This is a genomic window from Streptomyces sp. NBC_01334 (assembly GCF_035983595.1).
Taxonomy (GTDB): Bacteria; Actinomycetota; Actinomycetes; order Streptomycetales; family Streptomycetaceae; genus Streptomyces; species Streptomyces coriariae.
Genome location: NZ_CP130718.1, coordinates 3,734,425 through 3,760,135, shown reverse-complemented (window position 1 = coordinate 3,760,135; position 25,711 = coordinate 3,734,425). Strand labels below are relative to the sequence as shown.

Below are 25,711 nucleotides of genomic sequence, written 5' to 3'. Positions count from 1 at the left end.
TCGACAACTCCACGACAGGTTGACCCCGTACGGTTGAAGCATGGATCTTCGACTGCCCGGTCTGCGAGGACCACGGCGGCCACGACGGATCGTCTCCGCCGTGGCCGCCGTGGTCGTACTCGCCGGTGCCGGTACCTGGACGGCCGTCGCCTCCGACGACGACACGCCCGCGGTGCACCACACCGACCGGGTCATGGCGGTGGACGGGGTACGCCTGGACACCTCCTACTTCACCTCCGGCGCCGCCGGCCGCCGCCCCGCCGTCCTCCTCGGGCACGGCTTCGGCGGTAGCAAGGACGACGTACGTCAGCAGGCGGAGAAGCTGGCCCGCGACGGATACGCGGTGCTCACGTGGTCGGCGCGCGGCTTCGGCAAGTCCACCGGCAAGATCGGGCTGAACGACCCCGAGGGCGAGGTCGCCGACGTCTCCCGGCTGATCGACTGGCTCGCGAAGCAGCCCCAGGTGCAGCTCGACAAGACAGGCGACCCCCGGGTGGGCGTGGCCGGCGCCTCCTACGGCGGCGCGATCTCCCTGCTCGCCGCGGGCCACGACGACCGCGTCGACGCCATCGCCCCCGCGATCACCTACTGGAACCTCGCGGACGCCCTGTTCCCCGACGGCGTGTTCAAGAAGCTGTGGGCCGGCATCTTCTTCAACACGGGCGGCGGCTCCGCCCGCTTCGAACCCGCGCTGGCCGCGATGTACGACCGCGTCGCCGAGTCCGGCACCCCCGACACCGCCGCCCGCGAGCTCCTCGAGCAGCGCTCGCCGTCCGCCGTCGCCGACCGCATCAAGGTCCCCACGCTCCTCGTCCAGGGCCAGACCGACTCCCTCTTCACCCTCGCCCAGTCCGACGCGGCCGAGAAGGCGATCCGCGCCAACGGCGCCCCCGTCGATGTCGACTGGATCGCGGGCGGCCACGACGGCGGCGACATGGAGGGCGATCGTGTCCAGGCACGCGTGCGTGCCTGGTTCGACCGCTACCTCAAGGACGACAAGGCGGCCGACACCGGCCCCGCCTTCCGCGTCACCCGCACCGGAGGCGTCGACTCCACCGACGGCGCCGCCCAGCTCAGGGGCGCGAGCGCGGACAGCTACCCCGGCCTGGAGAACGGCGAACGCTCGTTCCCCCTGACCGGCCGCCGCGAGGAGCAGTCCTTCGCCAACCCGCCGGGCGCCAGCCCGCCCGCCGTCTCGGCCCTGCCGGGACTCGGCGGCGGAGGCCTCTCCCAGCTCTCCTCCCTCGGCGTCGGCGTCTCCCTCGACTTCCCCGGCCAGTACGCCGCCTTCGACTCCGCCCCGATCACCGGCGACCTGCGCGTCACCGGTTCCCCGACGGTCACCGTCCACGTGAAGTCGACGTCCGACACCGCCGTCCTCTTCGCCAAGGTCTACGACGTCAGCGGCAGCGGAAGCGGCAGCCAGGTGCTGCCCTCCCAGCTCGTCACCCCGGTCCGCGTCGAGGGCGCCAAGGCAGGCAAGGACGTCACGATCACGCTCCCGGCGATCGACCACAAGGTAGAGGAGGGCCACCGGCTGCGCCTGGTCCTTGCCTCCACGGACCTCGGCTACGCCTCCCCGATGACCCCGGCGACGTACACCGTCTCGATGAAGGGCGACCTGAAGGTCCCGACCGCCCCCGCCGTGACGACCGCGGCGGCCCCCCTCCCGTCCTGGGTCTGGTGGCTGCCCCTCGCGGGCGCGGCGCTCGCGCTCGCGCTGCTGCTGACGGCCCGCCGCCGCACCGCGGGTCCCGCCCCCGACCCCGCGCTCGCCGAGGTCCCGCTCCAGATCACCGACCTGAGCAAGAAGTACGCGAACGGCGACCGCTACAGCGTCCGCGACCTGTCCTTCCGCGTCGAGAAGGGCCAGGTCCTCGGTCTCCTCGGCCCGAACGGCGCGGGCAAGACGACGACCCTGCGCATGCTGATGGGCCTGATCAGCCCCGACGGCGGCGAGATCCGGGTCTTCGGCCACGCCATCCGCCCGGGCGCGCCCGTCCTCTCCCGCGTCGGCTCCTTCGTCGAGGGCGCCGGCTTCCTCCCGCACCTGTCCGGCCGGGAGAACCTGGAGCTGTACTGGCAGGCCACCGGCCGCCCCGCCGGGGACGCCCACCTGGCGGAGGCCCTGGAGATCGCCGGCCTCGGCGACGCCCTAGCCCGAGCCGTACGCACGTACTCGCAGGGCATGCGCCAGCGCCTCGCCATCGCCCAGGCCATGCTCGGCCTCCCGGACCTGCTCATCCTCGACGAGCCGACCAACGGTCTCGACCCGCCGCAGATCCGCGAGATGCGCGAGGTGATGATCCGGTACGCGGCGGCAGGCCGGACGGTCATCGTCTCCAGCCACCTCCTGTCCGAGGTCGAGCAGTCCTGCACTCACCTCGTGGTCATGGACCGGGGCCGGCTGGTCCAGGCGGGACCGGTCGCCGAGATCGTCGGCTCCGGCGACACCCTCCTCGTGGGCACCGCCACCCCCGTGGAGGAGCCGGTCGTGGAGAAGATCGCCGCGCTGCCGGGGGTGGCCTCCGCGGCCCCCACCGCCGAGGGCCTGCTGGTCCGGCTGGACGCCGACGGCAGCGCCCAGCGCCTGGTCGCCGAACTCGTCCGGCTCGACGTGCCCGTCCAGGCCGTCGGCCCGCACCGCCGCCTGGAGGACGCCTTCCTCACCCTGATCGGAGGTTCCGCATGAGCACGCTCACCGAGGTCGCCTCCGGCTACCGGGCGGGCCGCACGCTGCCGCTGCGCGTCGAGCTGGTCCGCCAGCTCAAGCGCCGCCGCACGCTGGTCATGGGCGGCATCCTCGCTGCCCTGCCGTTCGTCCTGCTCATCGCCTTCGCGATCGGCGGCGAGCCCGGCGGCCGCAACAACCAGGTGACCCTGATGGACACGGCGACGGCGTCCGGCGCCAACTTCGCCGCCGTCAACCTGTTCGTGTCCGCGGGCTTCCTCCTGGTCATCCCGGTCGCCCTGTTCTGCGGGGACACGGTCGCCTCGGAGGCCGGCTGGTCCTCGCTGCGCTACCTCCTGGCCGCCCCCGTGCCCCGGGCCCGCCTGCTGTGGTCGAAGCTCGTCGTCGGCCTCGGCCTCAGCCTGGCCGCGATGGTCCTGCTGCCCGTCGTCGCCCTCGCCGTCGGCTCCGCGGCCTACGGCTGGGGCCCCCTGGAGCTGCCCACGGGCGGTGCGCTCGACTCCGGCACGGCGGCCCAGCGGCTGGTGATCGTGGTCGGGTACGTCTTCGTCTCCCAACTGGTCACCGCCGGGCTCGCGTTCTGGCTCTCGACGAAGACCGACGCCCCGCTCGGCGCGGTCGGCGGCGCGGTCGGCCTGACCATCGTCGGCAACGTCCTGGACGCCGTCACCGCCCTCGGCGACTGGCGCGACTTCCTGCCCGCGCACTGGCAGTTCGCCTGGGCCGACGCCGTCCAGCCCACCCCGGAGTGGTCCGGCATGATCCAGGGCACCGCCGTCTCCGTGACGTACGCCCTGGTCCTGTTCGCCCTGGCCTTCCGGGGTTTCGCCCGCAAGGACGTGGTGTCCTAGGTCACCGGAGGGTCACCCACCGGTCTCGAAGGGCCGCGCTCGTGCCCGGTTCGAGACGGATCCGCAACCCCCCGTGTCGCACGTTCCGGCCCCCTGTCCCGTCACAGTCACAGACGTCGACGGACACAGGGGGCACGGCACATGAAGACACACCGGGCACACCGGACACCACGACTGTTCGCCATCGCGGCGGCCACCGCACTGCTGCTCACAGGCTGCGGCGCGGACGCCTCCGACAGCGGCGAGGCCTCGGACGGAGCGGCCCGCGGCAGCGAGGCCTTCCCCGCGCCGAGCGCACCCCGCGGGGACACGGACAGTGACACGGACAAGGAGACGGACGAGGACGGCAGGACGGCCGCCCCCGACCACCTCTCCACCTTCGCCCTCGACGTCGACACCGCGTCGTACGGCTACGCCCGCCGCACCCTCACGGAGGGACAGCGCCCGGACCCCTCGACGATCCGCCCCGAGGAGTTCGTCAACAGCTTCCGCCAGGACTACGAACGCCCCGACGGCAACGGCTTCTCGGTCACCGTGGACGGCGCCCGCACCGGCGACGACGACTGGTCCCTGGTCCGTGTGGGCCTCGCCACCCGCACGGCCGAGCAGCAGGGCGAACGCCCGCCCGTCGCCCTCACCTTCGTCATCGACGTCTCCGGCTCGATGGCCGAACCCGGCCGCCTGGACCTGGCCAGGTCCGCCCTCGGCACGATGACCGACCGCCTCCGTGACGACGACTCCGTCGCCCTCGTCACCTTCAGCGGCGAGGCCGAGACCGTACTGCCGATGACCCGCCTCGGCGACCACCGCGATCGCGTCCACCAGGCCATCAGCGGCCTGGAACCCGCCGACTCCACCAACCTCGGCGCCGGTGTCGAGACCGGCTACGCCACCGCCGTCGAGGGCCTGCGCGAGGGCGCCACGAACCGGGTCGTCCTGGTCTCCGACGCCCTCGCCAACACCGGGGACACGGACGCCGACTCCATCCTGGAACGCGTCTCCACCGCCCGCCGCGAACACGGCATCACCCTCTTCGGCGTCGGCGTCGGCAGCGACTACGGCGACGCCCTGATGGAACGCCTCGCCGACAAGGGCGACGGCCACACCACCTACGTCTCGACCGAGGACGAAGCCCGCGAGGTCTTCTCCGCCGACCTCCCGCAGAACATCGACCTGACCGCCCGCGACGCCAAGGCCCAGGTCGCCTTCGACCCCGAGACCGTCGCCGAGTTCCGTCTGATCGGCTACGACGACCGCCGGGTCGCCGACGACGACTTCCGCGACGACCGCGTCGACGGCGGCGAGGTCGGCCCCGGCCACACCGTCACCGCCCTCTACGCCGTCCGCACCGAGCCCGGCGCCGACGGCCGGCTCGCCACCGCCACCGTCCGCTGGCTCGACCCCGACACCCGCACCCCGCACGAGGAATCCGGCCGACTGGAGACCGGCGCCCTGCACGACCGGCTCACCGACGCACCCGTCCGCTTCCAGGTCACGACGACCGCCGCCTACTTCGCCGACGCCCTGCGCCGACCGGAGAGCCCCCTGCCGGACGCCCCCAGCCTGGGCGAACTCCGGGAAACCGCCGAGAGGTTGGCGAACAAGACGGAGGACAAGGACGTCCGAGGCCTCGCCGACGCGATCGACGACGCAAGCCGTCTCGACCTCTAGTGCAGAACCTTACGCGTGAGTAAGTTACTCACCCGGCACATGCAGCCGCACCGCGACCGGGGAGCCGTCATGGGCGTACGCAAGGATCTGAAGCGGGCGAGGAATCGCACCGACCTGGCCTCCCGCACCCGGGTCGACCTGCTCAGGGACGACACCGGCGCCGTACGGGAGGCCCGCACCGCGCCCCTGGTGGCGCCGCCCACCACGGGCAGCACGGCCGACCTCCCCTTCACCAACGCGGCCGAGGCCCCCGACGCGGTGGTGCTGCGCCGCCGGACGCCCGCCGGCTGGCACCCGGTCACCGCCGCCGCGTTCGCCGCCGAGGTCACCGCGACGGCCAAGGGCCTGATCGCGCACGGCCTCGCGCAGGGCGGCCGGGTCGCCGTGATGTCCCGCACCCGCTACGAGTGGACCCTCCTGGACTTCGCGATCTGGGCGGCCGGCGGCCGGACCGTCCCCATCTACGCCACCTCGTCGGCCGAGCAGGTCGACTGGATCGTCCGGGACTCGGGCGCCACCCTGATCGTCGTCGAGAACGCCGACAACGCCCGTACGGCGACGACCGGTACGGCACACCACCCGCTGCCCCCGCGCATCCTGGAACTCGACGCGGGCGCGGTCGCCGAACTGAACGCCCTCGGCCGCGACCTCCCCGACGAGGAGGTGACCGCGCGCCGAGCCGCCCTCACCCCCGGCACCACCGCGACCCTCTGCTACACCTCCGGCACCACCGGCCGCCCCAAGGGCTGCGTCCTCACCCACGCCAACCTGCACGCCGAGGCCGCCAACACCCTCGAACTGCTCCACCCGATCTTCAAGGAGGTCACCGGCCAGACCGCCTCCACCCTCCTCTTCCTCCCGCTCGCCCACATCATGGGCCGCACCCTGCAGATCGCCTGTCTGATGGCCCGCATCGAGACCGGCCACTTCCCGAGCGTCAAGCCCGACGAACTCCGTCCCGCCCTCAAGGAGTTCCGGCCCACCTTCCTGGTCGGCGTCCCCTATCTCTTCGAGCGCATCCACGACACCGGCCGCGCCACCGCCGAGAAGATCGGCCGCGGCGCCTCCTTCGACCGCGCCGAACGCATCGCCGTACGCTTCGCCCAGGCCTACCTCGACAAGTTCCTGAACGAAGGCGAAGGCGAAGGCGGGGCCGGAGACGGCGGCGGACACGGCGGTGGGGGCAAGGGGAGGACCAAGGGCCCCGGGCCGGGCCTCTACGCCGCCTGGGCCCTCTACGACCTGCTGGTCTACCGCCGCATCCGCAAGGAACTCGGCGGCCGCATGCGCTACGCCATCAGCGGCGGCTCCCCCCTCGACCGCACCCTCAGCCTCTTCTTCTACGCGGCCGGCATCATCGTCTACGAGGGCTACGGCCTGACCGAGACCACCGCCGCCGCCACCCTCGTCCCGCCCCTGAAGCCCCGGCCCGGAACCGTCGGCCGGCCCGTCCCCGGCACGGCCGTCCGGATCGCCGACGACGGCGAGATCCTCATCGAGGGCGCGGTGGTCTTCGACTCCTACTGGAACAACCCGGCGGCCACCGCCGAGGTCCGCACCGACGGCTGGTTCGCCACCGGCGACCTCGGCTCCCTCGACGACGACGGCTACCTCACCATCACCGGCCGCAAGAAGGACATCCTGGTCACCTCCGGCGGCAAGAACGTCTCCCCGGCCGTCCTGGAGGACCGGCTGCGCAGCCGCACCCCGGTCGGCCAGTGCCTGGTCGTCGGCGACAACCGCCCCTTCGTCGCCGCCCTCGTCACCCTCGACCCCGACGCGATCGCCCACTGGCTGACCGTACGCGGGCTTCCCGCCGACACCCCGCTCACCGAGGTACTGGGCGATCCACGCCTGCGCGCGGACGTCCAGAAGGCCGTCGACTACGCCAACGAGGCCGTCTCCCGGGCCGAGTCGATCCGTGCCTTCACCCTGGTCGAGGGCGAGTTCAACGAGACCAACGGACTGCTCACCCCGTCCCTGAAGGTCAAACGGCACGCGGTGACGGCCAGATACGCCGACGAGATCGAGCACCTGTACCGCAAGTGACACCGCGATACGTCCGCGGGTGAACACACGAAACGGCGGGTCACCGGAGAACCGGTGACCCGCCGCAGCGGTACGTCAGGCTGCCGCTCAGCCGTTGCCCGCGCCGTTGCCGGCCAGGACCGAGATGTCGTCCAGGATGTGCGACAGCGGTTCGTCGCCCTTGGCCTGGGTGCTGTTCTCGACGCACTGCTGGTTCTGCGGGGAGGACAGGACGTTGATGTCCTGGACGTTGATCGGGACAGCGCCGACGAGGCCCTGCAGCCCCAACTTGGCAGGCAAGCCGATGCACGGCTTGTTCAGCGAACCCTGGACCAGCGAGAGCTGCGGGCTCTGGTCGCCGAAGGTGGCCGAGTTGCCGAACTCCGACGAGGCGCCGTTGCCGCTGGCGGACGTGGTGCCGCTGTCGTCACCGATGGCGAGGGCCTGCGGGGCGCTCAGCCCGGCGAGACCGGCGGCGGAGGCGGCGAGGGCCGCGGTCGCCCACAGCTTCTTCATGTTCGTTCCCTTCGAAAACGCGGACTCCGGGGGAGGAGCTGCGTGATCAACAACGCTCTGTCCCCGCTCGGGGTTGCGCGCTGTGCCCCGATCGGCGTAGCGCATCGCGCACGACAACCGTGCGCCCCTCAGTGGCACGCGTACGCGCTCCCCCGCACCGGAACCGTCCTGCCGAGGATGTCCGGCGGGTCCTTCGGCTTCGCATCCCGCTCGACCAGTGGCCGGTCGTCGCGCACCTTGGTGAAGAGTGTGTCCGCCTCCTTCGGGTCCCAGGCCAGCGCCGCGCCGATGCCCAGGCGGGCCGGGGCGAACCCGGCGATCGGCACGGTCGTGAACTCCGTCGCCGAGTCCGGCAGCCGGTGCAGTGCGGCCGCCAGATCGACGAGCTCGCCGGCCGAGAAGCCCTGCCGCCGGGACCCGAGCAGCATCTCCGCCAGCTGCGTCATCCGCCTCGGACTGGTGAGCAGCTTCCGCTCCCTCAGCTCGCGCCACGCCTGGACGAGGAAGCGTTGCTGACGCTGGATCCGGCCGAGATCGGCGCTGCCGTCGACATGGCGTGAACGGACGTACTGCAACGCCTGTCCGCCGCCGAGCCGGTGCTTGCCGGGCTTGAGGTCGAGCCTGGTCGCGGAGTCCTTCAGCCGCCGCGGTGTGCACACCTCGACGCCGCCGACCTCGTCCACGCTGTTCACGAAGCGCCGGAAGTCCACCTGGAGGAACCGGTCGATGTTCAGCTTGGCCATCGATTCCACGGTCCGGATCATGAGCTCCGGACCGCCCTCCTGGTAGGCGGCGTTGAGCTTCGCCGGATGCGGCGGGCGTTCCCTGGCGCCGGGCTTCTCCCGGTACGGCGGGATCTCCGCGGCGGAGTCGCGGGGCATGCCGATCACGCTGACCCGGTCCAGGTGGGCCGAGACATGGATCAGCATCAGGACGTCCGAGCAGCCGCAGGGCTTTCCGCCGGCGTGGAACTTCTGCTTCTGGGCGGCGGTGAGGGTGTCCCGTTCGTCGGTGCCCATCAGCAGGATGTTCAGCCCGCGCGGGGCGGGTTCCCGGCCGAGGAGTCCGCCCGGTGAGGGGAGGGCGGAACTGCCGAGCAGCGCGCCCGTGGCGGCCAGGACGATTCCGGGAATCGCCAGGCGGCGTGGCCAAAGGTTTCTCTTCATCGTCACGCGCCGCACGCTAGAACAGCGGGCCGCCGATGATCCGGCGGCCCGCTGTCCGGGCGGAGAAACCACCCAGGGGCTCAGGAAATGAACCCGTTCACCACGTCGGACTCAGTGGTTGGCGGCACCGTTGCCCGAGAGCGCGGAGATGTCGTCCAGGATGTGCGACAGCGGTTCGTCGCCCTTGGCCTGGGTGCTGTTCTCGACGCACTGCTGGTTCTGCGGGGAGGACAGGACGTTGACGTCCTGGACGTTGATCGGGACAGCGCCGAGGAGTCCCTGCGCGCCGATCTTGGCAGGCAGGCCGATGCACGGCTTGTTGAAAGAGCCCTGGATGAGCGCCATCTGGGGGCTCATGTTGCCGAAGGTGGCCGAGTTGCCGAACGACTGGCTCGCGCCGTTGCCGCTGGCGGACGTGGTGCCACTGTCGTTGCCGATGGCGAGTGCCGGGGCGGCTGCGGCGGCGGAGACGCCGGCGACGGAGGCGGCGACCGCGGCGGTGGCCAGTACCTTCTTGATCACTTGTAAGTCCCTTCGTGAGAAACCCCGTCCACCGGAGCGTTCTGATTAACGCCCCCGGCCCTGTTTGGTTGTCTCCCTTCACTCCGATGGGCTATTGGAGGGAAATCGGGTCGTCGGGTCGGAAAAACCGATCGGGTGAAGGGCCGCAACCAAACCTGGCGCACCCGGTTGGTTCGGGGGCAGGCACATGGTCCTGGCCGGGTGTCAGGGCAGGGAAAGGAATAGCGAAATGCTCAAGAAGGCAATGGCCGCGGCGGCGGTCGCCGCTTCCGTCGTCGGTATGTCCGCGGCGGTCGCCCCCCAGGCGCTTGCCATCGGGGACGACGCCGGGACCACCTCCGCCAGTGGCAACGGTGCGCACGAGGCGTTCGGGAACTCGGTGACCAAGGGCGACATGAGCCCGCAGGCCACGCTGGTCCAGAGCTCGCTGAACAAGCTGTGCATCGGTCTGCCCCTCAAGGTGGGCGTGCAGAGCATCGCCGGCGCTGTCCCGATCGACGTCCAGGACGTCAACGTCCTGGCGTCCCCGCAGGACCAGCAGTGCGCCGAGAACTCCACCCAGGCCAAGGGTGACGAGCCGCTGTCGCACATCCTGGACGACATCTCCGCGCTCTCGGGCAACGGCGTGGCCAACCGCTGACGTCCCCGGCACCGCCCGCCGGGCGGCCCGTTCCGTTCCCGGCGGGCCGTCCGGCCGGAGCATTTTCCCCCGCTGATGTCCTGTCATTTTCTGCACAGTTCAGGCGAATCGTTTCCTCTTCGGTGGACCGTTCGTGTTAATTGCCCGAAGGCGTTCGAGTGAATTCCCGGGCGACGCGCGTTCGTTAGTTTCTTCGGCTGTCTATCTCTCGTTTGCAGCTTGCGGGTCATGGTGCGAGCCGTTCCAGTTGCGCTCGCTCGGTTTCGACCGTCATCTGGGCATGACCGCAGAGAAGGGAAACTCATGAAGAAGAGCGCTGCTGTTGTCGCGGGTCTGATCCTGGCCCTCGGCGGGGCTGCCCCCGCCTTCGCCGACGCCGGTGCCAACGGTGCGGCCATCGGCTCGCCGGGTGTCCTGTCGGGCAACGTCGTCCAGGTTCCGATCCACATCCCGATCAACGTGTGCGGCAACTCGATCAACATCATCGCCGCGCTCAACCCGGCCGGCGGCAACGTCTGCATCAACGACTGACGACGCGACACGCCAGCCGTACCGCTGGATCGAGGCCGGCCTTGGACGACACACCTGTGGTCCAGGGTCGGCTTTTCCCACTTCTACCAGCAGGAAGACAACGAGATTGCGACAGACCCTGAGCAGGGGAATGGTCGCGGCCGCCGCCGCGACGGGCATTCTGTCCCTGTGCGCGGGCGGCAACGCCCTCGCCGACTCAACAGCCCAAGGAGCCGCCAAGGGTTCGCCCGGGGTTCTGTCGGGCAACGCCGTCCAGGCCCCACTGCACGTCCCGGTGAACGCATGCGGCAACTCGGTCGACGTCATCGCCGTGCTCAACCCGGTGTTCGGCAACTCCTGTGCCAACCTCTCGGACACGCAAGGACACCGCTCACACGACGCACCGCCCGGTGACGGGGACTCCAGTTACGGGGACTCCAGTTACGGGGACTCCGGCTCCGGGGACTCCGACTACGGGGACTCCGGATACGGGGATTCGGGCTACGAGGATTCTGGTTACGGGGACTCCTGCCAGGGTGACTCCGGCCACGGGGATTCTGGTTACGGGGACTCCGGCCAGGGTGGCTCCGGCCACGGGGATTCGGGCTACGAGGATTCTGGTTACGGGGACTCCTGCCAGGGTGACTCCGGCCACGGGGATTCTGGTTACGGGGACTCCGGCCAGGGTGGCTCCGGCCACGGGGATTCCGGTTACGGGGACTCCGGCCACGGGGACTCCGGCCACGGTGACTCCGGCCACGGTGACTCCGGACATGGTGACTCCGGACATGGTGACTCCGGACATGGGGATTCGGGCTACGGCGATGCCGGCCAGGGTGGCTCCGGCCACGGGGATTCTGGTTACGGCGATGCCGGCCAGGGTGACTCCGACCACGGTGGCTCCGGCCATGGGGGTTCCGGCTACGGGGACTCCGACCACGGTGACTCCGGCCAGGGGAGTTCCGGCTACGGGGACTCCGACCACGGTGACTCCGGCCAGGGGAATTCGGGCTACGGCGACTCCGGACACGGCGACACCGGGCACGAGGACCATGGCCCCGGGGACGACTGCGGGGGCTACGGCGACACCTGCGGCGGTGGCGGTCACACGACGCCGCCTCCGGGAGGGGGTCACTCGACGCCGCCGGGTGGGGGTCACACGACTCCGCCTCCGCACGGTGGCGGGAGCACTCCGCCCGGTGGGGGCCACTCCACCCCGCCTCCGCATGGCGGTGGCAGTACTCCGCCCGGTGGGGGTCACTCCACTCCGCCTCCGCACGGTGGCCACTCGACCCCGCCCCCGCACGGCGGTCACTCCACTCCGCCTCCGCACGGCGGCCACTCCACCCCGCCCCCGCACGGTGGCGGCGGCGGTCAGCCTCCGCAGGGCGGCCACACCGCGCCTCCGGAGGGTGGCGGGGGGCACAGCTCGCCGCCGCAGCTGCCGCACACCGGCAGTGAGCGCGCCGGTCTGCTGGCCGCCTCCGGCGTCAGCGCGGTGCTCATCGCGGGCGGCGCCGTCCTGTACCGGCGAGGCCGAGCCGCGTCCCGTAGGTAAAAGCAGTGGGTGCCGGACGCTCTCGCGCCCGGCACCCACGCCCCACCCGGCTCACCGCCGTACGGTCTCCGCCGCCCCGTGCCGACCCGGTGCCGGGATCGCCCCGCTCGGCACGCCCGTGTGCAGCCGGCGCCGTACGCCCCGGACGAGGGTCCCCGCCGTGAAGGTCGCGCCGTACACGAAGCGCATCGCCGGGCCGAAGCCGGCCGCCGTCACCAGTCCGGCCAGGAACAGGCCGGGGTGGGACGACTCGAAGTCCCGGCCCACCTCGGGGGAACCGTCGGACACCGCGGCCAGCGCCCCGCGCAGGTCGCCGGAGAGCAGTCCGAGCCGGTCACGGGTCGCCTTGAAGCCGGTGGCCGCGATCACGTGCTCGGTCTCGAAGGAGTCCCCTCCGGCCACCTCGAGCCGTACCCCGCCCGGGACCGCTCGAGCCGCCGTCACCTCGTGGTCGAGACGTACCCGCACGGAGCCCTCCACCCGGTCCCGGACCCACCAGGCGCCGGCCGGCCCGAGTGCCGTCGCCGCGATGCGCGCCCGGGTCGGTTCCGGGAGTCGGCGGTAGAGGCCGGGGCGTTCGGCGTAGAACCAGTTGCGCCAGCCGCGGCCGAGACCGCTCTGCGGGGAGCGGACCGACTGCCACCACGGGCGTTCCCACGGCGCCGGCACATCGTTCCAGCGCAGCCGATCGGCGCGGGCCAACACCCGTACCCGCGAGCCCTGTTCGGCGAGGAGGGCGGCCGTCTCCAGAGCCGCCTGGCCGCCGCCGATCACCGTGACGTCCCGGTCGCGGAAGCGGTCGAGGTCACCGTGGTGGCTGCTGTGCGAGACCAGGTCGCAGGAGAGTCCGCGCAGGGCGGCCGGGATCTCGACGAACGGCATGACGCCCACGGCGAGCGCGACCGTCCGGGCCCGCACGGTCTCGCCGTCCGCGGTGACCGCCTCGAAGCCGCTCGTCCGGGACACGATCCGGGTCACCATGCGCTCGTCGACCTCGGGGACGGCGTTGCGGGCGAACCACAGTCCGTACCGAGCGAACATCTCCACCGGGATCGGCTCCCCGTGACGGGCCGTCACGCCCTGGGTCGCGCAGTACGCGTCGAGGCGCCAGCGGGCCGCGGGGTCGGACAGGTTGGAGGCCCACGGCTCGGACTTCAGGAACATCCCGCCCGGCATGTTGTCGCGCCAGGAAGCCATCGGCCGGCCGAAGACGCGCAGCTTCAGCCCGGCGGCCGCGGCGTGCGCCGCGATGGACAGGCCGTACGGGCCCGCGCCCACCACCAGCAGGTCGTACATCAGCAACTGCTCGCTTTCTCGTCGTCGGTCGGTGTGGCCGGGGCAGGCGCGGTCGGGGCCGGTGTGCCCGGCGGCGGTTCGGTCAGATCCGTCAGGGACGGCGTCGGCGGCGTCGCCTGGCGGACCACGTGGGGCCGGACCCCGGCCGCGCCCGAGGCACCGGCCCGGCGCAGCCGGTCGAGCAGCCGACGGGCGACATGGGCACCCCACAGGCCCCACATGGCCCGCCCGGGAGCGGTGTCGTCGCCCGCGTGCCAGGCCAGCTCGCGGCCACGGCGGGCCGGTCGCAGCGCGACCAGCGGCGCGTAGTTCTCCACCACGAACGCCCGGCCCGGCAGCGGCACCCCGGCCGGCAGCGGACGGTGGGTCAGATCGAGGTGCTGGGCACGGACGACGTCGAGTCCGGCGCCGTCGGCGAAGAGCCGGAACTGCGCGCCGGGGCGCGGGTTGAAGTCGAGCAGGTGGTAGTCGCCCGTCGTGCCGCAGCGTCGGAAGTCGAGGTCGAAGATGCCCCGGTAGCCGAGTTCGTCGGTGAGCCGCTGGGCCAGCGTCCGCACCTGCGGGTTCTCGGTCCACTCACCCACCGCCGTGAGCCCCGCGCCGCGGGGCCAGGCGCACAGCTTGCGGCCGGGGCCGCCGCCACCGACCGCGCCGGATCGGTCGGCGTATCCGTGGAAGAACCAGTCGCGGTCCGGGCCCGGCGACAGGAAGGCCTGGAGCAGGAGTTGGCTGCCGGCCTCGGGGGTGCGCAGGTACAGGTCGCGGGCCTCCTGGGTGGAGCGCACCACGACCGTGCTGCGCAGCCCCGAATCGGCGGGCAGCAGCCAGGGCCGGCTCCACTTGGCCACCACCGGCAGACCGAGCCGCCAGGCGGCGGAGGCGGCCTGCGCCGCGCTGTCCGGGATCACGGTGAGCGGGTGCGGCACGTCCGCCGCCGCACACAGCCTGGTCAGTTCCGCCTTGTCGGCGACCCGTTCGGGCACCGAGCCGGGCTGTTGCGGCAGCAGGTAGGCGGGCGCCAGCTCCTCGCGCAGGCGGCTCACCGCGACCGCGCCTGCGTCGTCCATCGGGATCAGCACGGCGGGCCGCTCGACGCGGGCGGCCACCCGCAACAGCGTGGCGGCGATGTCGGCGAGCGTGGCGCCTGGTGGCGGCGGGGGATGCAACTGGCGTACGAAACGGGACTTGCGTACGGGACTTCCCGTGGAGTCGGCGACCACGTGCACGTCGATTCCGGCTCTGCCGAGAGAGCGCACGGCACCCAGCGTTCCGTGGTGAAAGGGATTCCGGTCGATCCGCAGAAGAACGGCGGGGACGCGGGTGTCGAGCAGCGACTCGGGCATTTTTTCCGGGTCCTTCGCTTCAGTTCACCGGTATGGGCGATCGAGGCACTCGAAAGCCGTAACGGCGGTGGCGTAATTCCTTTTCGTGTGACTTTCATATGACTGAGTGTCAGTAACGCGCGGTCCTTGCGCGTTACGTGAGAGTGGAGAAAGGAGCAGGCATGGCTCCACAGCAGCGACGCGCGCGGTCCCGACGCCTGGCCGTCGTCGCGGCAGCGGTCGCGGCGTCGGCCGCCCTGGCGTCCGGACCTGGATTCGCCGCGGGCGCGGGGGTGGTGCGGGTCGCTGATCCTCCCGCTCCCACCCCGACCGTCCCGACGGCCGCGGCGACCCTCCCCGCACCCGCCGGGCCCGGCCCGGTCGTACCCGTCCCGGACGCGACACCGGCCGCACCGGTCACCCCCGAAGCACCGGTCACCCCGGAGGTACCGGCGACCCCCGAGGTACCGGTGACCCCCGCAACACCGGTGACCCCCGAGGCGCCGGTGACCCCGACGGATACCGTCACGCCGTCCACCCCGGCCGTCCCGCCCGCGACGAGCGCCCCCGCGTTCGGCGCCTACCTCGACTACGGCGCCCGGGGCGTGGCCCGGATCGCCCAGCTCAGCGAGTGGCTGGACGGCGCGGAGCTGCGCGTCGGCCACACCTACCTGCCGGGCGACCTGTGGCACAACATCGAAGGTCCGCCCGGCTTCCTCGACGTGTGGGCGGACTGGAGGCTGGAGAAGGACGACCGCATGCTCGTCCTCAACGTGCCCATGATGGAGCGCAACGAGGAGGGGGTGTCCGACGAGGAGGTGCGCGGGCTCCTGCGGCAGGGTGCGGCCGGGGAGTTCGATCACCACTTCAGGGCTCTCGCCGAGCGGTTGGTCGCGCTGAAGGTGCCGGACACGGTGATCGTGCTCGGCTGGGAGATGAACGGCATCACGTACACCCATCGGTGTGGGCCGGACCCGGAGGCCTGGAAGAAGTACTGGAACAGGATCGTCTCCACCATGCGCTCGGTGCCGGGCCAGGAATTCAGGTTCGACTTCACGCCGACCCGCGGCAAGGACGCCGTTCCGTGGACCGATTGCTATCCGGGGGACGACACGGTCGACATCCTCGGAATGGACTCCTACGACCAGCCGACCGGCCTGTCCTTCGACGAGCAGGTGAAAGAACCCTACGGGCTCCAGGCACACGTGGACTTCGCCAGAAGCCATGGCAAGCCCATTTCCTATCCCGAATGGGGACTCTTCCGCAACGGCGACAACACCGAATACATGCGGCGCATGCTCGCCTGGATGGACGAGCACAAACCGGTGTACAACACGGTGACGGACTACTGTCCGCACGGTGTGTGGCAGTGCGGACAGAACCCGCAGTCGTCCGTCGTCTACCGCTCGTTGCTGTCCGGCCGCACCGACGAGCCGAGCACGCCGCCGACGAGTCCGGCGCCCTCCGTCGAGCCGTCGCCCCCGGCGCCCTCGACGGATCCCACGACCGAGCCTCCCGTCGCACCCACGGTGAACTGCACTCCGATGGACCTGGGCGACTGGGTCGAGTACTGGATCGGCGGCAAGCTGTGCTTCCGGCTGGACTGGTGGTCGGACGACGAGTGAACCGTTGCGCGGTGGCGGCAGGCCCGCGTCAGGACCTGCCGCCACCGTCACGCTCCCTCCGCTGCTCCAGCCGGAGCAGCAACTCCTTGCCCCGCCGTCGCGCGGCCACGTCGCACACGACCGCCGACAGCAGTGGCGCGGTACGCCGACGGGCCAGCAGCAGTCGCTGGTTGACGACCGGTTCGGGTCGCCAGTGGTGCTTGTAGGGCTCGTTGCCGCGCAGCAGGCTGAGCGCGGCGCGGCCCCCGCTCCGGGAGTGCTCGGCGCACGCGTCGAGCAGCATCACCGCCACGTCCGCCTTGCGTTCGCGCAGCCGGGGATGGGCGCCGTAGAGGTAGCCACCGGCCAGCCGGCGCGACAGCAGGGTCAGATCGACGGCCACCACGTCGTCGTCGAGCCGGAACTCGGTGACCACCGCGTCCCCGGAGCGCACCATCGGCCCGACCGACCGCACCAGGTGCTCGCAGAACCGTGTCCGCAGGTGCTCGCCCGTCACCTTCCGCCCCTGCCACTGCAACTGGTGCAGTTCCAGCAGCCGGCGCAGCGCCGAGTCGACCTCTTCCGGACACACGACCTGACGCTCGACGCCCAGCGCGGTCAGCTTGCGCAGCTTGGCGCGAACCCGTTGGGCCTTCGCCGACGGCAGCCGGGCCACCAGCTCGTCCATGGGCACGGCGGGCAGCTCCAGGCACACCGAGTCGCTCACCCGTCGCCGGGGGCCGTGCCAGCGCTCGTAGACCTGCTCCACCGCGCCGCCCGGCCGCACCTCGCGGAAGTCGATCAGCGCGGTGCGGGCGGCCGCCGCCAGGCCCTCGGTGAGCGCGGCGACGGCATGCTCGCCCTGTTCGTCGTCGACGAGGACGTCCCCGTAGTCGGAGATCGCCCCGCCGAGCGGCACGAGCGCCGGCAGCGGTCGGCGCACGGCCATCAGCGGTGCCGCGGCGACGAGTTCACCGCCGTCGCGGACCAGCAGCAGACGCAGCCGGCCGCGCCTGCCGTACGACAGCCACCACGAGTGGAGCCAGGCGTGGCTCTGGAACGGGGTGGCACTCGCGCACCGCTGGTACAACCGGCCCCAGGCGGGGGCCAGGGCGGCGAAGGCCCGCTCGTCGGTGACGAGTTCGGTGGTGAACGTCGGCTTCACAGCGCTCCGTGGGCGTCGGCGGCGAAGGCCGGGCCGGGGACGGCGGCGGGGCGCGCGGCCTCGTCCTCCCGGCCCCGCTTCGGCCGCACCAGCAGCAGCAGCCCGCCGAGCAGACCGCCCGCGCTCGCCCCCACCAGGCCCGTCACCGCAGGCGACACCGAGGAGGGGCCGGTCGGCCGGACCGCGCGGGCGAACTGCTGGAGCTCGACGTTGGTGGCGGACTTGGAACTCTTGGCGTGCTGGGTCAGCGAGCGGGAGACCGCGTTGGCCATGTCGGCGGCCAGGTCGGCCCGGGAGGAGGTCGCCGTGATCGAGACCATCGGCGCGTCCGGCGAGGTCGCCGTCTGCACGCTCTGCTGGAGCGTCTTCACCGGCACGCCGGCCCACACCTGCGCGTCCCCGAGCACCGCCAGCTGCGTGGCGACCCGGCCGTAGGCCTGCGCGAAGCCGAGTGCGGACGCCGGGTCGGACTTCTCGGTGGGGACGGCGACGACATAGGCGGTGGCCGTGTAGGCGGGCGGCTTGAGGACGCCGTACGTGCCGCCGAGCAGCCCGCCGGCGACGGCGCCGACCGCGAGCAGGGACCAGGGCGGGAGTGCCTTGGCGCGGCGCAGGGCGGCGGGGCGGCGAGGGGTCTCGGTCATGGGGAACTGACTCCCTGGGGTGTCGGGGTGGCGGGGGAGAGCAGGGGTGGTCCGGAAACGGTGGCCGCGTACACGTCCATGAGCTGGGCGGCGCTGCGGGTGATGTCGTAGTGGCGGGCGGCTTCGGAGGCGGTGCGCGGGCCGGGGGGCTGCGCGCGTGTCTCGGTCAGCGCGCGGACGAACGCCTCGGTGCCGCCGGTCACCCGGCGGGCGCCCCTCGCCCGGGCGGGCAGCTGCTCGATCGCGGGACAGGAGGCGTAGAGCACGGGCAGGCCGCAGGCCAGCGCCTCGACGACGGCCAGACCGAAGGTCTCCTCGGGGGAGGGGGAGACGAACAGGTCCATCGCGGAGGTGAGGGAGGGCAGATCGGGGCCGGGGGTGCCGTCGGGGACGCAGGGGCGCTCGCCGGTGAACAGGACCCGGTCGGCGACCCCCGCCTCGTGCGCGGTGCGGCGCAGCACGTTCTCCTCGGGACCGCCGCCGACCAGCAGCAGCCAGTGGTCGGTCGGGAGCCGGGCGAGGGCGTGGATGAGGACGTCGAAGCGCTTGCCCGCCGTGAGCCGTCCGACGCCGCCGACGACGTAGGCGTGGTCGGGCAGGCCGAGGCGGCGCCGGGTGTGCCGGCGGGCGTCCGGGTCGAAGCGGAAGCGGGCCAGGTCGATGCCGTTGGGGACGACCTCGATCCGGGGGGCGGGGACCCCCCAGCCGCGCAGCCGGTCGGCGACCGTGGGGGAGACGGCGACCGTGGTGCGTCCCAGCCGCTCGCTGGCCAGGTAGAGCGCGCGGACCCCGGAGGTCAGTTTCCGCCCCTCCATCTGCGAGTCGCCCAGGGAGTGTTCGGTGGCGACGACCGCGCGGACCCCGGCGAGCCGCGCGGCCAGCCGGCCGTACACGCAGGCCCGGTAGAGGTGGGTGTGGACGAGGTCGTAGCCGCCGGAGCGGATGATCCGGACCAGGCGGGGCAGCGCGGCCAGATCGCGGTTGCCGGCCATGCCGAGGTGGACGACCCGGACCCCGTCGCTCGCCAGCCCGTCGGCCACCGTCCCCGGATTCGTCAGCGTCACCACCTCGCACTCGACCGGCAGGTGCCGCAGCAGCAGCCGCAGTTGCTGCTCGGCACCGCCGACGCCGAGCCCCGTGATGATGTGCAGTGCCTTCACCGCAGCCCCTCGACGGGCTGCCGGCGCAACCGGTGCAGCCGGTACTTCAGATGCATGCGGAGGAAGTTGTCGCCCTGCCCGATGTGCAGGCGGGGAAGGGCGTGGAGCCCGTTCAGCGAGCCGGGGTCGATCGCGCAGGCGTAGCTGTATCCGGCTTCGCGCACGGCGTCCATGGCGCGCTGGTCGATCGTCCCGTACGGGTAGCAGAAGCCGTCGATCTCGGTGCCGAGCAACGCGGTGAGGGCCGCGCGGCTCTCGACGGTCTCCGCCTTGAGGGTGAGGTCGTCGGCCTTGGTCAGATCGACGTGGGTGAGGCCGTGCGAGCCGATCTCGACGCCCTCGTAGGCCGCGCGGCAGATGCCGTCGGCGGTCAGCAGCGGCTTGCGAGGGCCCAGTGGGTCCCAGGCGTTGTCGCCGCCGAACCGGCCGGGCAGCACGAACAGGGTCGCCGTGCAGCGGTGGCGGCGCAGCACGGGCAGCGCCTCGGTGAGGAAGTCCGCGTACCCGTCGTCGAAGGTGAGACCGACCAGGTTGCGGCCTTCGCCCCGGGCGCGGGCGGCGAGCAGTTTCGCCATGGATACGCCGCGCAGCCCGCGCCGGCGCAGCCACATCAGCTGCTTCTCCAGCCGCTCGGGGGTGACGGTGATGCGGTACGGATCCTCGGAGCAGTCCCCCACGGAGTGGTACATCGCCACCCACGGGACGGGAGTGCGTCTGCTGTTGTCAGGAGCGGACATGGGAGAACCTTCGGGTCGCGGAACGTACGGAACGGAGTGCGGAGACGACGCCCTGGGAGCCCAGGGCACGGCCGAGCAGCAGGAAGACGACGGTCACGGTGAGTCCACCGGCGGCCAGGCCGGACAGGGGGTCGGTGAACCGCCCGGCGGCGAGGGAACCCGCCAGGGTGGCCACCAGGGCCGCCCGCACCGGCCGGCTCAGTTCGCGCAGCACGCCCCGGACCTCGACCGGAACGCTGCGCGGACCCATCCCGGCCAGCAGGACGAGGGCGGTGACGGTGATGCCGATCGCGTTGGCGGCGGCGATCCCGTACACGCCCCAGGCACCGACGCTCAGCGCGCCGATCCAGGAGGTCACGACGATCCCGGAGGCCATCGCGCCGACCGGGTACCAGGAGCCGCGGCCCGCCGAGAAGTACGAGCGGACCAGCACGCCCACCAGGGTCTGGCCGAGCAGCCCGAGCGCGTACACCCGCATCACGCCCGCCGTCGCCGCCGTGTCCCTCGCGGTGAACGCGCCCCGCTGGAAGAGAAGCTCGATGATCTGCGGCGAGCAGGCCAGCACGGCGGCCGTGCCCAGCAGCACGACACACGCGGCCAGCGCCAGATCCCGCTCCACCCGGGAGCGGGCCCGCTCGATGTCCCCCTCGGCCAGCGCCCGCGCGACCACCGGGAAGGTGACCGTGCACACCATCACCGACAGGATCATCGGCATCTGCGCGACCTTCTGCGCGTAGTTCAGGTGCGAGATCGCCCCGGCCGGCAGCTGCGAGGCGAGGAAGCGCTCGATGAGGACCTGGGACTGCCGGCACAGCGCGAACAGGAGCACGGTCGTGAGGAGCAGGGTGTCGAGGGGCCGGGCCTCCTCCTGTGCGGAGGCCTCCTCGGCCACCCCGCGCCTCCTCAGCCGGCCCAGCAGGGAGGGCAGCTGGACGAGGACCATCAGCAGCCCGCCGACCGCGACCCCGGCCGCCGCCGAGCGCACCCCCCAGCGTCCGCCGAGCACGAACATCCCGGTGATGATGCCGACGTTGTAGGCGACGTAGATCGCCGCGGGAGCTCCGTACCGCCGGTGCGCGCGCAGGGCGGCGCTGCAGTACCCGGCGAGCCCGAAGCTCACCACGCAGGTGGCGGTGAGCCGGGTGCAGTCGACGGCGAGCGCGGGGTCGGGCAGGCCCGGGGCGAGGACCTCGACCAGCTGCGGTGCCAGGCCGATGAACAGGGCGCCCACCGCGACGAAGGCCAGCGACAGACGGGGCAGCGTGCCGGCGACCAGGGCGCGGACCGGGTCGCCGGGGGCGCCCTGGGAACGGCGGGCCAGCGCCATGCTGAACGCGGGGATCAGGGCGAACGCGAGCCCGTCCTCGATGAGCAGCGTGGCCGCGAACTCGGGCACGGTCCACGCCACGAGGAAGGCGTCGGTGTCGCTGCCCGCCCCGAACAGCCGGGCCAGTGCCTGGTCCCGCACCAGCCCGAGCAGGGCCCCGGCGACGGAGAGGACGGCGGTGACGAGCGTGGCCTTGGCGAGGAACCGACGGGAGGCCGGGGGGAGTTCGCCGCACTTCTGCCCGCCGCCCTCCTGCTCGTCGGCCGCCGCGTCGGCTGCGGCGTCGGCCGCTGCGGCGGCCCCGTCGGCCGTCTCCCCGGACCGGTCGGCGGACCGCGCCGACGGCACGGAGGCGGGACCGTCCGTGCGAGGCGTCCGGGGAGGTGTGACCGTCATCGGGCGCGCGCCTCCTCGCGGCCGCTGCCGCCGACCAGCGCCCACCAGGCCACGGCCCCGAACACGACGGCGGTCAGCACGGTCGACGGACCGCCGATGTCGGCGTACGTGAAGTCCACGAGCTGCCAGATCAGCAGGCCGCAGGCGACGAGCGCACAGTCGAGGCCGGGTCCGGAGCGCCGGACCCGGAACCACCCGCGCAGCCCGCACGCCAGCATCGCCAGCCAGCCGCCCGCGAGGGTGAGCAGCCCGATCAGGCCCTGCTCGCTGAGGATCAGCAGGTACATGTTGTGCGGGGAGAGCAGCGGCTGCTTGACGAATTCGCCGCCCGCCCCGTCGGTGTCGCTGCCGGAGGACAGCGCGAGCGAGGCGTGGCCGTCGCGGTGCTCGGGGAAGCCCTTCAGCCCGACGCCGGTCAACGGCTGGTCGTTCCACATGCCGACCGCGGCCGCCCACATCGTGTACCGGTCGGTGACCGACTGGTCGGGCGCGTCCCTGACCTGCGTGATGCTGCTGACGCGCTCCTGGAGCATCGCCGAGCCGACCCCGAAGCCGCCCACCAGGATCACCCCGGCCGCGGCCGTCACCGCGCCCACCTTCAGCGCCCGCCGAGGCCCGGCGAGCGCCAGCTGGATCGCGCAGGTCAGCACGGTCGCGATCCACGCGCCCCGGCTGAAGGAGAGCGCGAGCGGCACCAGCAGGGCGAGCGCCGAGCAGGCGGCGATGGCCCGCTGCCGTACCGGTGTCCGGCCGAGTGCCAGCCCGACGGCGCAGATCAGGCCGAACGCCACGACGGTCGCCATGCCCATCACGTCCTGCGGCCCGAAGGTGCCGACCGCCCGGATGTTCTCGCCCTGGTAGGAGGCGCCGGTCCCGGTGACGAACTGGTGGACGCCGACCGCCCCCTGCCACCCCGCGAGCCCGACGAACGACCAGGCCAGCACCCGGAAGTCGGCCCGGTCGCGGACGAGGAGGACGACCGCCGCCGGGACGAGCACGAAGATCTGGAGGTAGCGGCCCATACCGGAGAGCCCCGCCCCCGGCGAGGACGCGCCCATCGCGGCGAGCGCGAGCCCGACCACCGGCAGTCCGAGCACCAGGGCGGCCGTACGGGACAGCGGGCGCCGCCGCTGCCGCAGCAGCCGGACCGCGCAGAACAGCACGACCAGCGCGGACAGCGCGTCGGCCGGTCCGGCGCCGCCCTCGCCGCCGGGGCCGATGGGCAGGGCGAGCAGGGCGACCACGGCGACCACGGGCAGGACCGGTGACAGTGTCCGGGCGCGGGGCAGGGGCAGGGCGAGGGTCATCGGCGATTCAGCTCCCGGTCGGTCGCACGAGGGCGGCCGCGGTGCGCAGCAGGATGCAGATGTCCTGCCACAGCGACCAGTTGTCGATGTACGCGTTGTCGAAGCGGGCCCGGTCCTCGATCGAGGTGTCGCCGCGCAGCCCCTGGACCTGGGCGAGGCCGGTGATGCCGGTCTGCATCCGGTGGCGGGCCGCGTAGCCGGGGTAGGTCTGGCTGAACTGACCGACGAAGTAGGGGCGTTCGGGGCGCGGGCCGACCAGGCTCATGTCGCCGCACAGCACGTTCCACAGCTGGAGCAGCTCGTCCAGCGAGGTCTGGCGCAGGAAGCGGCAGAAGCGGCTCATCTCCCGCTCGCCGGCCACGCTCCACCGGGTCGCGGCCTCGTGCTCGTCGACCGGGCGGTGGGTGCGGAACTTCAGCAGCGTGAAGGGCCGGCCGTCCTTGCCGATGCGCTCCTGCCGGAAGACGACCCCGGGCCCGTCGGTCAGCCGCAGCACCACCGCGCACACCGCCAGCAGCGGGCTCAGCAGCAGGAGCAGCGTCCCGGAGACCGCGATGTCCAGCAGCCGCTTGCCGAGGCTGCCCCGGCGCCGAGCGCCCATGTCGAGACGCCGGCAGGAGAACCCGGCGAGCTGTTCGCGGGTCGAGTACGAGGGGGTGTCGGCGTCGACCTCCCACACCGCGCAGCCCGACTCGGCGAGCGCCCGCAGCAGCGGGCCCTGCACGGTGCGTACGGCGGGGTGGACGCACAGCACGTCCCGGACGCCGTTCTGGATGAGGGCCCGCTGCACCTCCTGACCCGTGGTCAGCACGGGCAGCCCGTCGGCTCCGTCCGGCCGTTCGGCCACGATGCCCACCGGCTGGACCCCGGACCTGGGGTGCCGCAGCACGGCGGCGGCCACCCGCTGCGCGGTCGCGGCGGGGCCGATGACGAGCGCGGCGTGCGGACGGCGCCGCAGCGCCCGGCGGTGCCGCAGGTGCACCAGCGCGCGGCCCGCGCAGCCGGCCGCGGCCTGCGCCGCGAACCCGAGGGCCAGCGTGCGGACCGACAGCGCGTGGGCCGGGTTCCACGCCGCGACGAGCGTGCCCAGCGTCAGCCAGGCCACCGCGATCCGGCCGCAGACGGTGGGCAGTTCGTCCAGTACCCCCACCACCGGACGTGGTCGCTGCGGGCGCAGCAATATGGTCGCCGCCACCAGCAGGGCCACCAGCAGGGGGCGGCGCTGCGCCCCGGTCAGCGCCAGCGCGCCCACGAACGTGGCGAGGCCGTCGGCGAACAGCAGCGGCAGCGGCGACGCGGGGCGCGACGGGGGCCGCCGGGTGGGGAACCGGAATCCCGCTCCGCTCTCCCGTCGCGGAATGACCGAGACGGGCGAGTACCCGGGCTGCGCGCCGGGAGAGGGGACGGTGCTTTCCGCAGTCACGAGTGGATGGACTCCCTGCGCTCGGTGGGCGCGACGCGCGCCCCTTGTGTGGTCGTGAGCAGTTCGCGGTACACGCCCGCGACCGCCCCGGCCGTGCGCCGCACGTCGTGCGTGGTCAGGACGTGCCGGCGTCCCTGGTGGCCGAGCGACTCGCGCAGCAGCGGGTCGAGCAGCAGTCCGGCGACGGCACCGGCCAGCGCCGCCGGGTTCTCGGCGGGCACCAGACAGCGGGGCGCGAGCGCGGCGGGCAGGCTCTCCCGGGCGCCGTCCACGTCGGTCACCACCACGGGCCGCCCGCAGGCCAGCGCCTCCAGCGGGGCCAGTGCCATGCCCTCCCAGCGCGAGGGCAGTACGACCAGGTCGGCGGCTTGGTACCAGGGCACGGCGTCGGCGACGGCCCCGGCGAACAGCACCGACTCCGGCGCCCGGGACCGGAGCAGTTCCCCGTCCGGGCCGTCGCCGACCAGGACCAGCCGGGCGCCGGGCACCTTCCGTGCGATGTCCGCCCACGCCGTCAGCAGGACGTCCTGCCCCTTCTGCCGGCACAGCCGTCCCACGCACACCACCAGCGGTGCGGCCGGGTTGAGTTCGGGCAGGAGGGAGGCCCGTACGGTGTCGACGGAGGCCGGGTGGAAGCGCTCGGGATCGATGCCGTTGGGGATGACGCTGACCTGCCCGCCGATCCGGGCACGCAGGCCGGTGGTGCGCTCCGCCTCGCTCACACACACCAGCCGGTCCGCCCAACGGGCGCCGAACCGCTCCCACTTGAGTGCCAGGGCCGCGGTGGTCCCGCCCACCGCCTCGAAGGACCAGGCGTGCGGCTGGAACACGGTCGGGATCCGCCCGCGCACCGCGAGCCGCCCGGCCAGTCCGGCCTTCGCGCTGTGCGCGTGCACCAGGTGGGGGCGTACCTCGGCGAGCAGGCGTACGAGCCGTCGTACCTCTCCGGGGAGTGAGGGACCCGGCGACCGGCTCGCCGCCCAGTGCCGCACGTCCGCGCCCAGGGACCGCAGGTCCCCGGCGAGCCGGCCGGCCGGGCAGGCCACGGTGACGTGCAGGCCGTCCGCGAGCTGGGCCCGCGTCAGATCCGTCACGACCCGGGCGACACCGCCGTCCACGGGCTGGGTGAGATGCAGGACCCGGGGTCTGGCGTCGGGTTCTGGCTGGTGCATTGCG

At 72.8% G+C, this 25,711-nt stretch carries 21 protein-coding genes; 8 read left to right on the top strand and 13 right to left on the bottom strand.

Annotation, left to right across the window (positions count from 1 at the left end):
• The first annotated feature begins 40 nt into the window (after positions 1–40).
• The 4 genes from OG736_RS16790 (at position 41) to OG736_RS16775 (ending at position 7,263) form a co-directional block, all read left to right on the top strand.
• Positions 41–2,692: a CocE/NonD family hydrolase gene (locus OG736_RS16790; protein WP_327183174.1), complete on the top strand. Its 2,652-nt coding sequence runs from the start codon at positions 41–43 to the stop codon at positions 2,690–2,692.
• Complete coding sequence (locus OG736_RS16785; protein WP_327183173.1) at positions 2,689–3,543, top strand: ABC transporter permease; 855 nt, start codon at positions 2,689–2,691, stop codon at positions 3,541–3,543. Before OG736_RS16790 ends, OG736_RS16785 begins: the two co-directional genes overlap by 4 nt.
• A gap of 141 nt (positions 3,544–3,684) precedes the next feature.
• On the top strand, positions 3,685–5,214 hold the full coding sequence (locus OG736_RS16780; protein ID WP_327183172.1) for a vWA domain-containing protein: 1,530 nt from the start codon (positions 3,685–3,687) through the stop codon (positions 5,212–5,214).
• 69 nt (positions 5,215–5,283) lie between these two features.
• Positions 5,284–7,263: an AMP-dependent synthetase/ligase gene (locus tag OG736_RS16775; protein ID WP_327187622.1), complete on the top strand. Its 1,980-nt coding sequence runs from the start codon at positions 5,284–5,286 to the stop codon at positions 7,261–7,263.
• Between the two features lie 87 nt (positions 7,264–7,350).
• On the opposite strand, the gene OG736_RS16770 is transcribed toward OG736_RS16775, so the two are convergent.
• The 3 genes from OG736_RS16770 to OG736_RS16760 all read right to left on the bottom strand — a co-directional run bounded on the left by OG736_RS16770 (position 7,351) and on the right by OG736_RS16760 (position 9,446).
• Entirely contained in the window at positions 7,351–7,758 is a 408-nt protein-coding gene (locus OG736_RS16770; RefSeq protein ID WP_327183171.1) for a rodlin, read from the bottom strand.
• A gap of 128 nt (positions 7,759–7,886) precedes the next feature.
• Positions 7,887–8,924, bottom strand: coding sequence for an LCP family protein (locus tag OG736_RS16765; RefSeq protein ID WP_327187621.1), 1,038 nt, complete (start codon positions 8,922–8,924; stop codon positions 7,887–7,889).
• Between the two features lie 111 nt (positions 8,925–9,035).
• Positions 9,036–9,446, bottom strand: a complete 411-nt coding sequence (locus OG736_RS16760) for a rodlin (RefSeq protein WP_327183170.1) — start codon at positions 9,444–9,446, stop codon at positions 9,036–9,038.
• A 229-nt stretch (positions 9,447–9,675) separates the two neighbouring features.
• Here OG736_RS16760 and OG736_RS16755 point away from each other — a divergent pair, with 229 nt between their 5' ends.
• From OG736_RS16755 to OG736_RS16745, 3 genes are all read left to right on the top strand, one after another.
• A complete protein-coding gene (locus tag OG736_RS16755; RefSeq protein WP_327183169.1) occupies positions 9,676–10,086 on the top strand; it encodes a rodlin in 411 nt (136 codons plus the stop codon).
• Between the two features lie 303 nt (positions 10,087–10,389).
• Positions 10,390–10,617: a chaplin gene (locus OG736_RS16750; RefSeq protein WP_062648335.1), complete on the top strand. Its 228-nt coding sequence runs from the start codon at positions 10,390–10,392 to the stop codon at positions 10,615–10,617.
• Positions 10,618–10,723: 106 nt separating this feature from the next.
• Entirely contained in the window at positions 10,724–12,154 is a 1,431-nt protein-coding gene (locus OG736_RS16745; RefSeq protein WP_327183168.1) for a chaplin, read from the top strand.
• A gap of 51 nt (positions 12,155–12,205) precedes the next feature.
• Here the strand turns inward: OG736_RS16745 and OG736_RS16740 are convergent, their stop codons facing one another.
• The gene (locus tag OG736_RS16740) at positions 12,206–13,450 is read right to left on the bottom strand and encodes an FAD-dependent oxidoreductase (protein ID WP_327183167.1); all 1,245 of its coding nucleotides are present in this window, start codon (positions 13,448–13,450) and stop codon (positions 12,206–12,208) included.
• Complete coding sequence (locus OG736_RS16735; RefSeq protein ID WP_327183166.1) at positions 13,450–14,793, bottom strand: carboxylate--amine ligase; 1,344 nt, start codon at positions 14,791–14,793, stop codon at positions 13,450–13,452. Before OG736_RS16735 ends, OG736_RS16740 begins: the two co-directional genes overlap by 1 nt.
• 161 nt (positions 14,794–14,954) lie before the next feature.
• Here OG736_RS16735 and OG736_RS16730 point away from each other — a divergent pair, with 161 nt between their 5' ends.
• Positions 14,955–16,397 (top strand): glycoside hydrolase family 26 protein, encoded by a 1,443-nt coding sequence (locus OG736_RS16730; RefSeq protein ID WP_327183165.1) that lies wholly within the window; start codon positions 14,955–14,957, stop codon positions 16,395–16,397.
• A gap of 28 nt (positions 16,398–16,425) precedes the next feature.
• On the opposite strand, the gene OG736_RS16725 is transcribed toward OG736_RS16730, so the two are convergent.
• From OG736_RS16725 to OG736_RS16690, 8 genes are read right to left on the bottom strand one after another with little or no spacing between them, the layout of a single operon-like run.
• Positions 16,426–17,541, bottom strand: coding sequence for a GNAT family N-acetyltransferase (locus OG736_RS16725; RefSeq protein WP_327183164.1), 1,116 nt, complete (start codon positions 17,539–17,541; stop codon positions 16,426–16,428).
• Positions 17,538–18,185, bottom strand: a complete 648-nt coding sequence (locus OG736_RS16720; RefSeq protein WP_327183163.1) for a YveK family protein — start codon at positions 18,183–18,185, stop codon at positions 17,538–17,540. Before OG736_RS16720 ends, OG736_RS16725 begins: the two co-directional genes overlap by 4 nt.
• On the bottom strand, positions 18,182–19,345 hold the full coding sequence (locus OG736_RS16715; RefSeq protein WP_327183162.1) for a glycosyltransferase: 1,164 nt from the start codon (positions 19,343–19,345) through the stop codon (positions 18,182–18,184). The genes OG736_RS16720 and OG736_RS16715 overlap by 4 nt, the downstream gene beginning before the upstream one ends.
• Positions 19,342–20,082 (bottom strand): polysaccharide deacetylase family protein, encoded by a 741-nt coding sequence (locus tag OG736_RS16710; protein WP_327183161.1) that lies wholly within the window; start codon positions 20,080–20,082, stop codon positions 19,342–19,344. The genes OG736_RS16715 and OG736_RS16710 overlap by 4 nt, the downstream gene beginning before the upstream one ends.
• On the bottom strand, positions 20,069–21,805 hold the full coding sequence (gene murJ / locus OG736_RS16705) for a murein biosynthesis integral membrane protein MurJ (protein ID WP_327183160.1): 1,737 nt from the start codon (positions 21,803–21,805) through the stop codon (positions 20,069–20,071). The genes OG736_RS16710 and murJ overlap by 14 nt, the downstream gene beginning before the upstream one ends.
• Positions 21,802–23,112, bottom strand: coding sequence for an O-antigen ligase family protein (locus OG736_RS16700; RefSeq protein ID WP_327183159.1), 1,311 nt, complete (start codon positions 23,110–23,112; stop codon positions 21,802–21,804). Before OG736_RS16700 ends, murJ begins: the two co-directional genes overlap by 4 nt.
• Positions 23,113–23,119: 7 nt before the next feature.
• Positions 23,120–24,535 (bottom strand): exopolysaccharide biosynthesis polyprenyl glycosylphosphotransferase, encoded by a 1,416-nt coding sequence (locus tag OG736_RS16695; RefSeq protein WP_327183158.1) that lies wholly within the window; start codon positions 24,533–24,535, stop codon positions 23,120–23,122.
• Positions 24,532–25,707 carry a glycosyltransferase gene (locus tag OG736_RS16690; protein ID WP_327183157.1) on the bottom strand — a complete coding sequence of 392 codons (1,176 nt, stop codon included), beginning with the start codon at positions 25,705–25,707 and terminating at the stop codon, positions 24,532–24,534. The genes OG736_RS16695 and OG736_RS16690 overlap by 4 nt, the downstream gene beginning before the upstream one ends.
• Between the last annotated feature and the right edge of the window lie 4 nt (positions 25,708–25,711).

Coding starts and splice junctions, on each gene's coding strand:
- OG736_RS16790 (WP_327183174.1), top strand. CDS start 41: ATGGATCTTCGACTGCCCGGTCTGCGAGGACCACGGCGGCCACGACGG.
- OG736_RS16785 (WP_327183173.1), top strand. CDS start 2,689: ATGAGCACGCTCACCGAGGTCGCCTCCGGCTACCGGGCGGGCCGCACG.
- OG736_RS16780 (WP_327183172.1), top strand. CDS start 3,685: ATGAAGACACACCGGGCACACCGGACACCACGACTGTTCGCCATCGCG.
- OG736_RS16775 (WP_327187622.1), top strand. CDS start 5,284: ATGGGCGTACGCAAGGATCTGAAGCGGGCGAGGAATCGCACCGACCTG.
- OG736_RS16770 (WP_327183171.1), bottom strand. CDS start 7,758: ATGAAGAAGCTGTGGGCGACCGCGGCCCTCGCCGCCTCCGCCGCCGGT.
- OG736_RS16765 (WP_327187621.1), bottom strand. CDS start 8,924: ATGAAGAGAAACCTTTGGCCACGCCGCCTGGCGATTCCCGGAATCGTC.
- OG736_RS16755 (WP_327183169.1), top strand. CDS start 9,676: ATGCTCAAGAAGGCAATGGCCGCGGCGGCGGTCGCCGCTTCCGTCGTC.
- OG736_RS16750 (WP_062648335.1), top strand. CDS start 10,390: ATGAAGAAGAGCGCTGCTGTTGTCGCGGGTCTGATCCTGGCCCTCGGC.
- OG736_RS16740 (WP_327183167.1), bottom strand. CDS start 13,450: ATGTACGACCTGCTGGTGGTGGGCGCGGGCCCGTACGGCCTGTCCATC.
- OG736_RS16735 (WP_327183166.1), bottom strand. CDS start 14,793: ATGCCCGAGTCGCTGCTCGACACCCGCGTCCCCGCCGTTCTTCTGCGG.
- OG736_RS16730 (WP_327183165.1), top strand. CDS start 14,955: ATGGCTCCACAGCAGCGACGCGCGCGGTCCCGACGCCTGGCCGTCGTC.
- OG736_RS16720 (WP_327183163.1), bottom strand. CDS start 18,185: ATGACCGAGACCCCTCGCCGCCCCGCCGCCCTGCGCCGCGCCAAGGCA.
- OG736_RS16710 (WP_327183161.1), bottom strand. CDS start 20,082: ATGTCCGCTCCTGACAACAGCAGACGCACTCCCGTCCCGTGGGTGGCG.
- murJ (WP_327183160.1), bottom strand. CDS start 21,805: ATGACGGTCACACCTCCCCGGACGCCTCGCACGGACGGTCCCGCCTCC.
- OG736_RS16700 (WP_327183159.1), bottom strand. CDS start 23,112: ATGACCCTCGCCCTGCCCCTGCCCCGCGCCCGGACACTGTCACCGGTC.
- OG736_RS16690 (WP_327183157.1), bottom strand. CDS start 25,707: ATGCACCAGCCAGAACCCGACGCCAGACCCCGGGTCCTGCATCTCACC.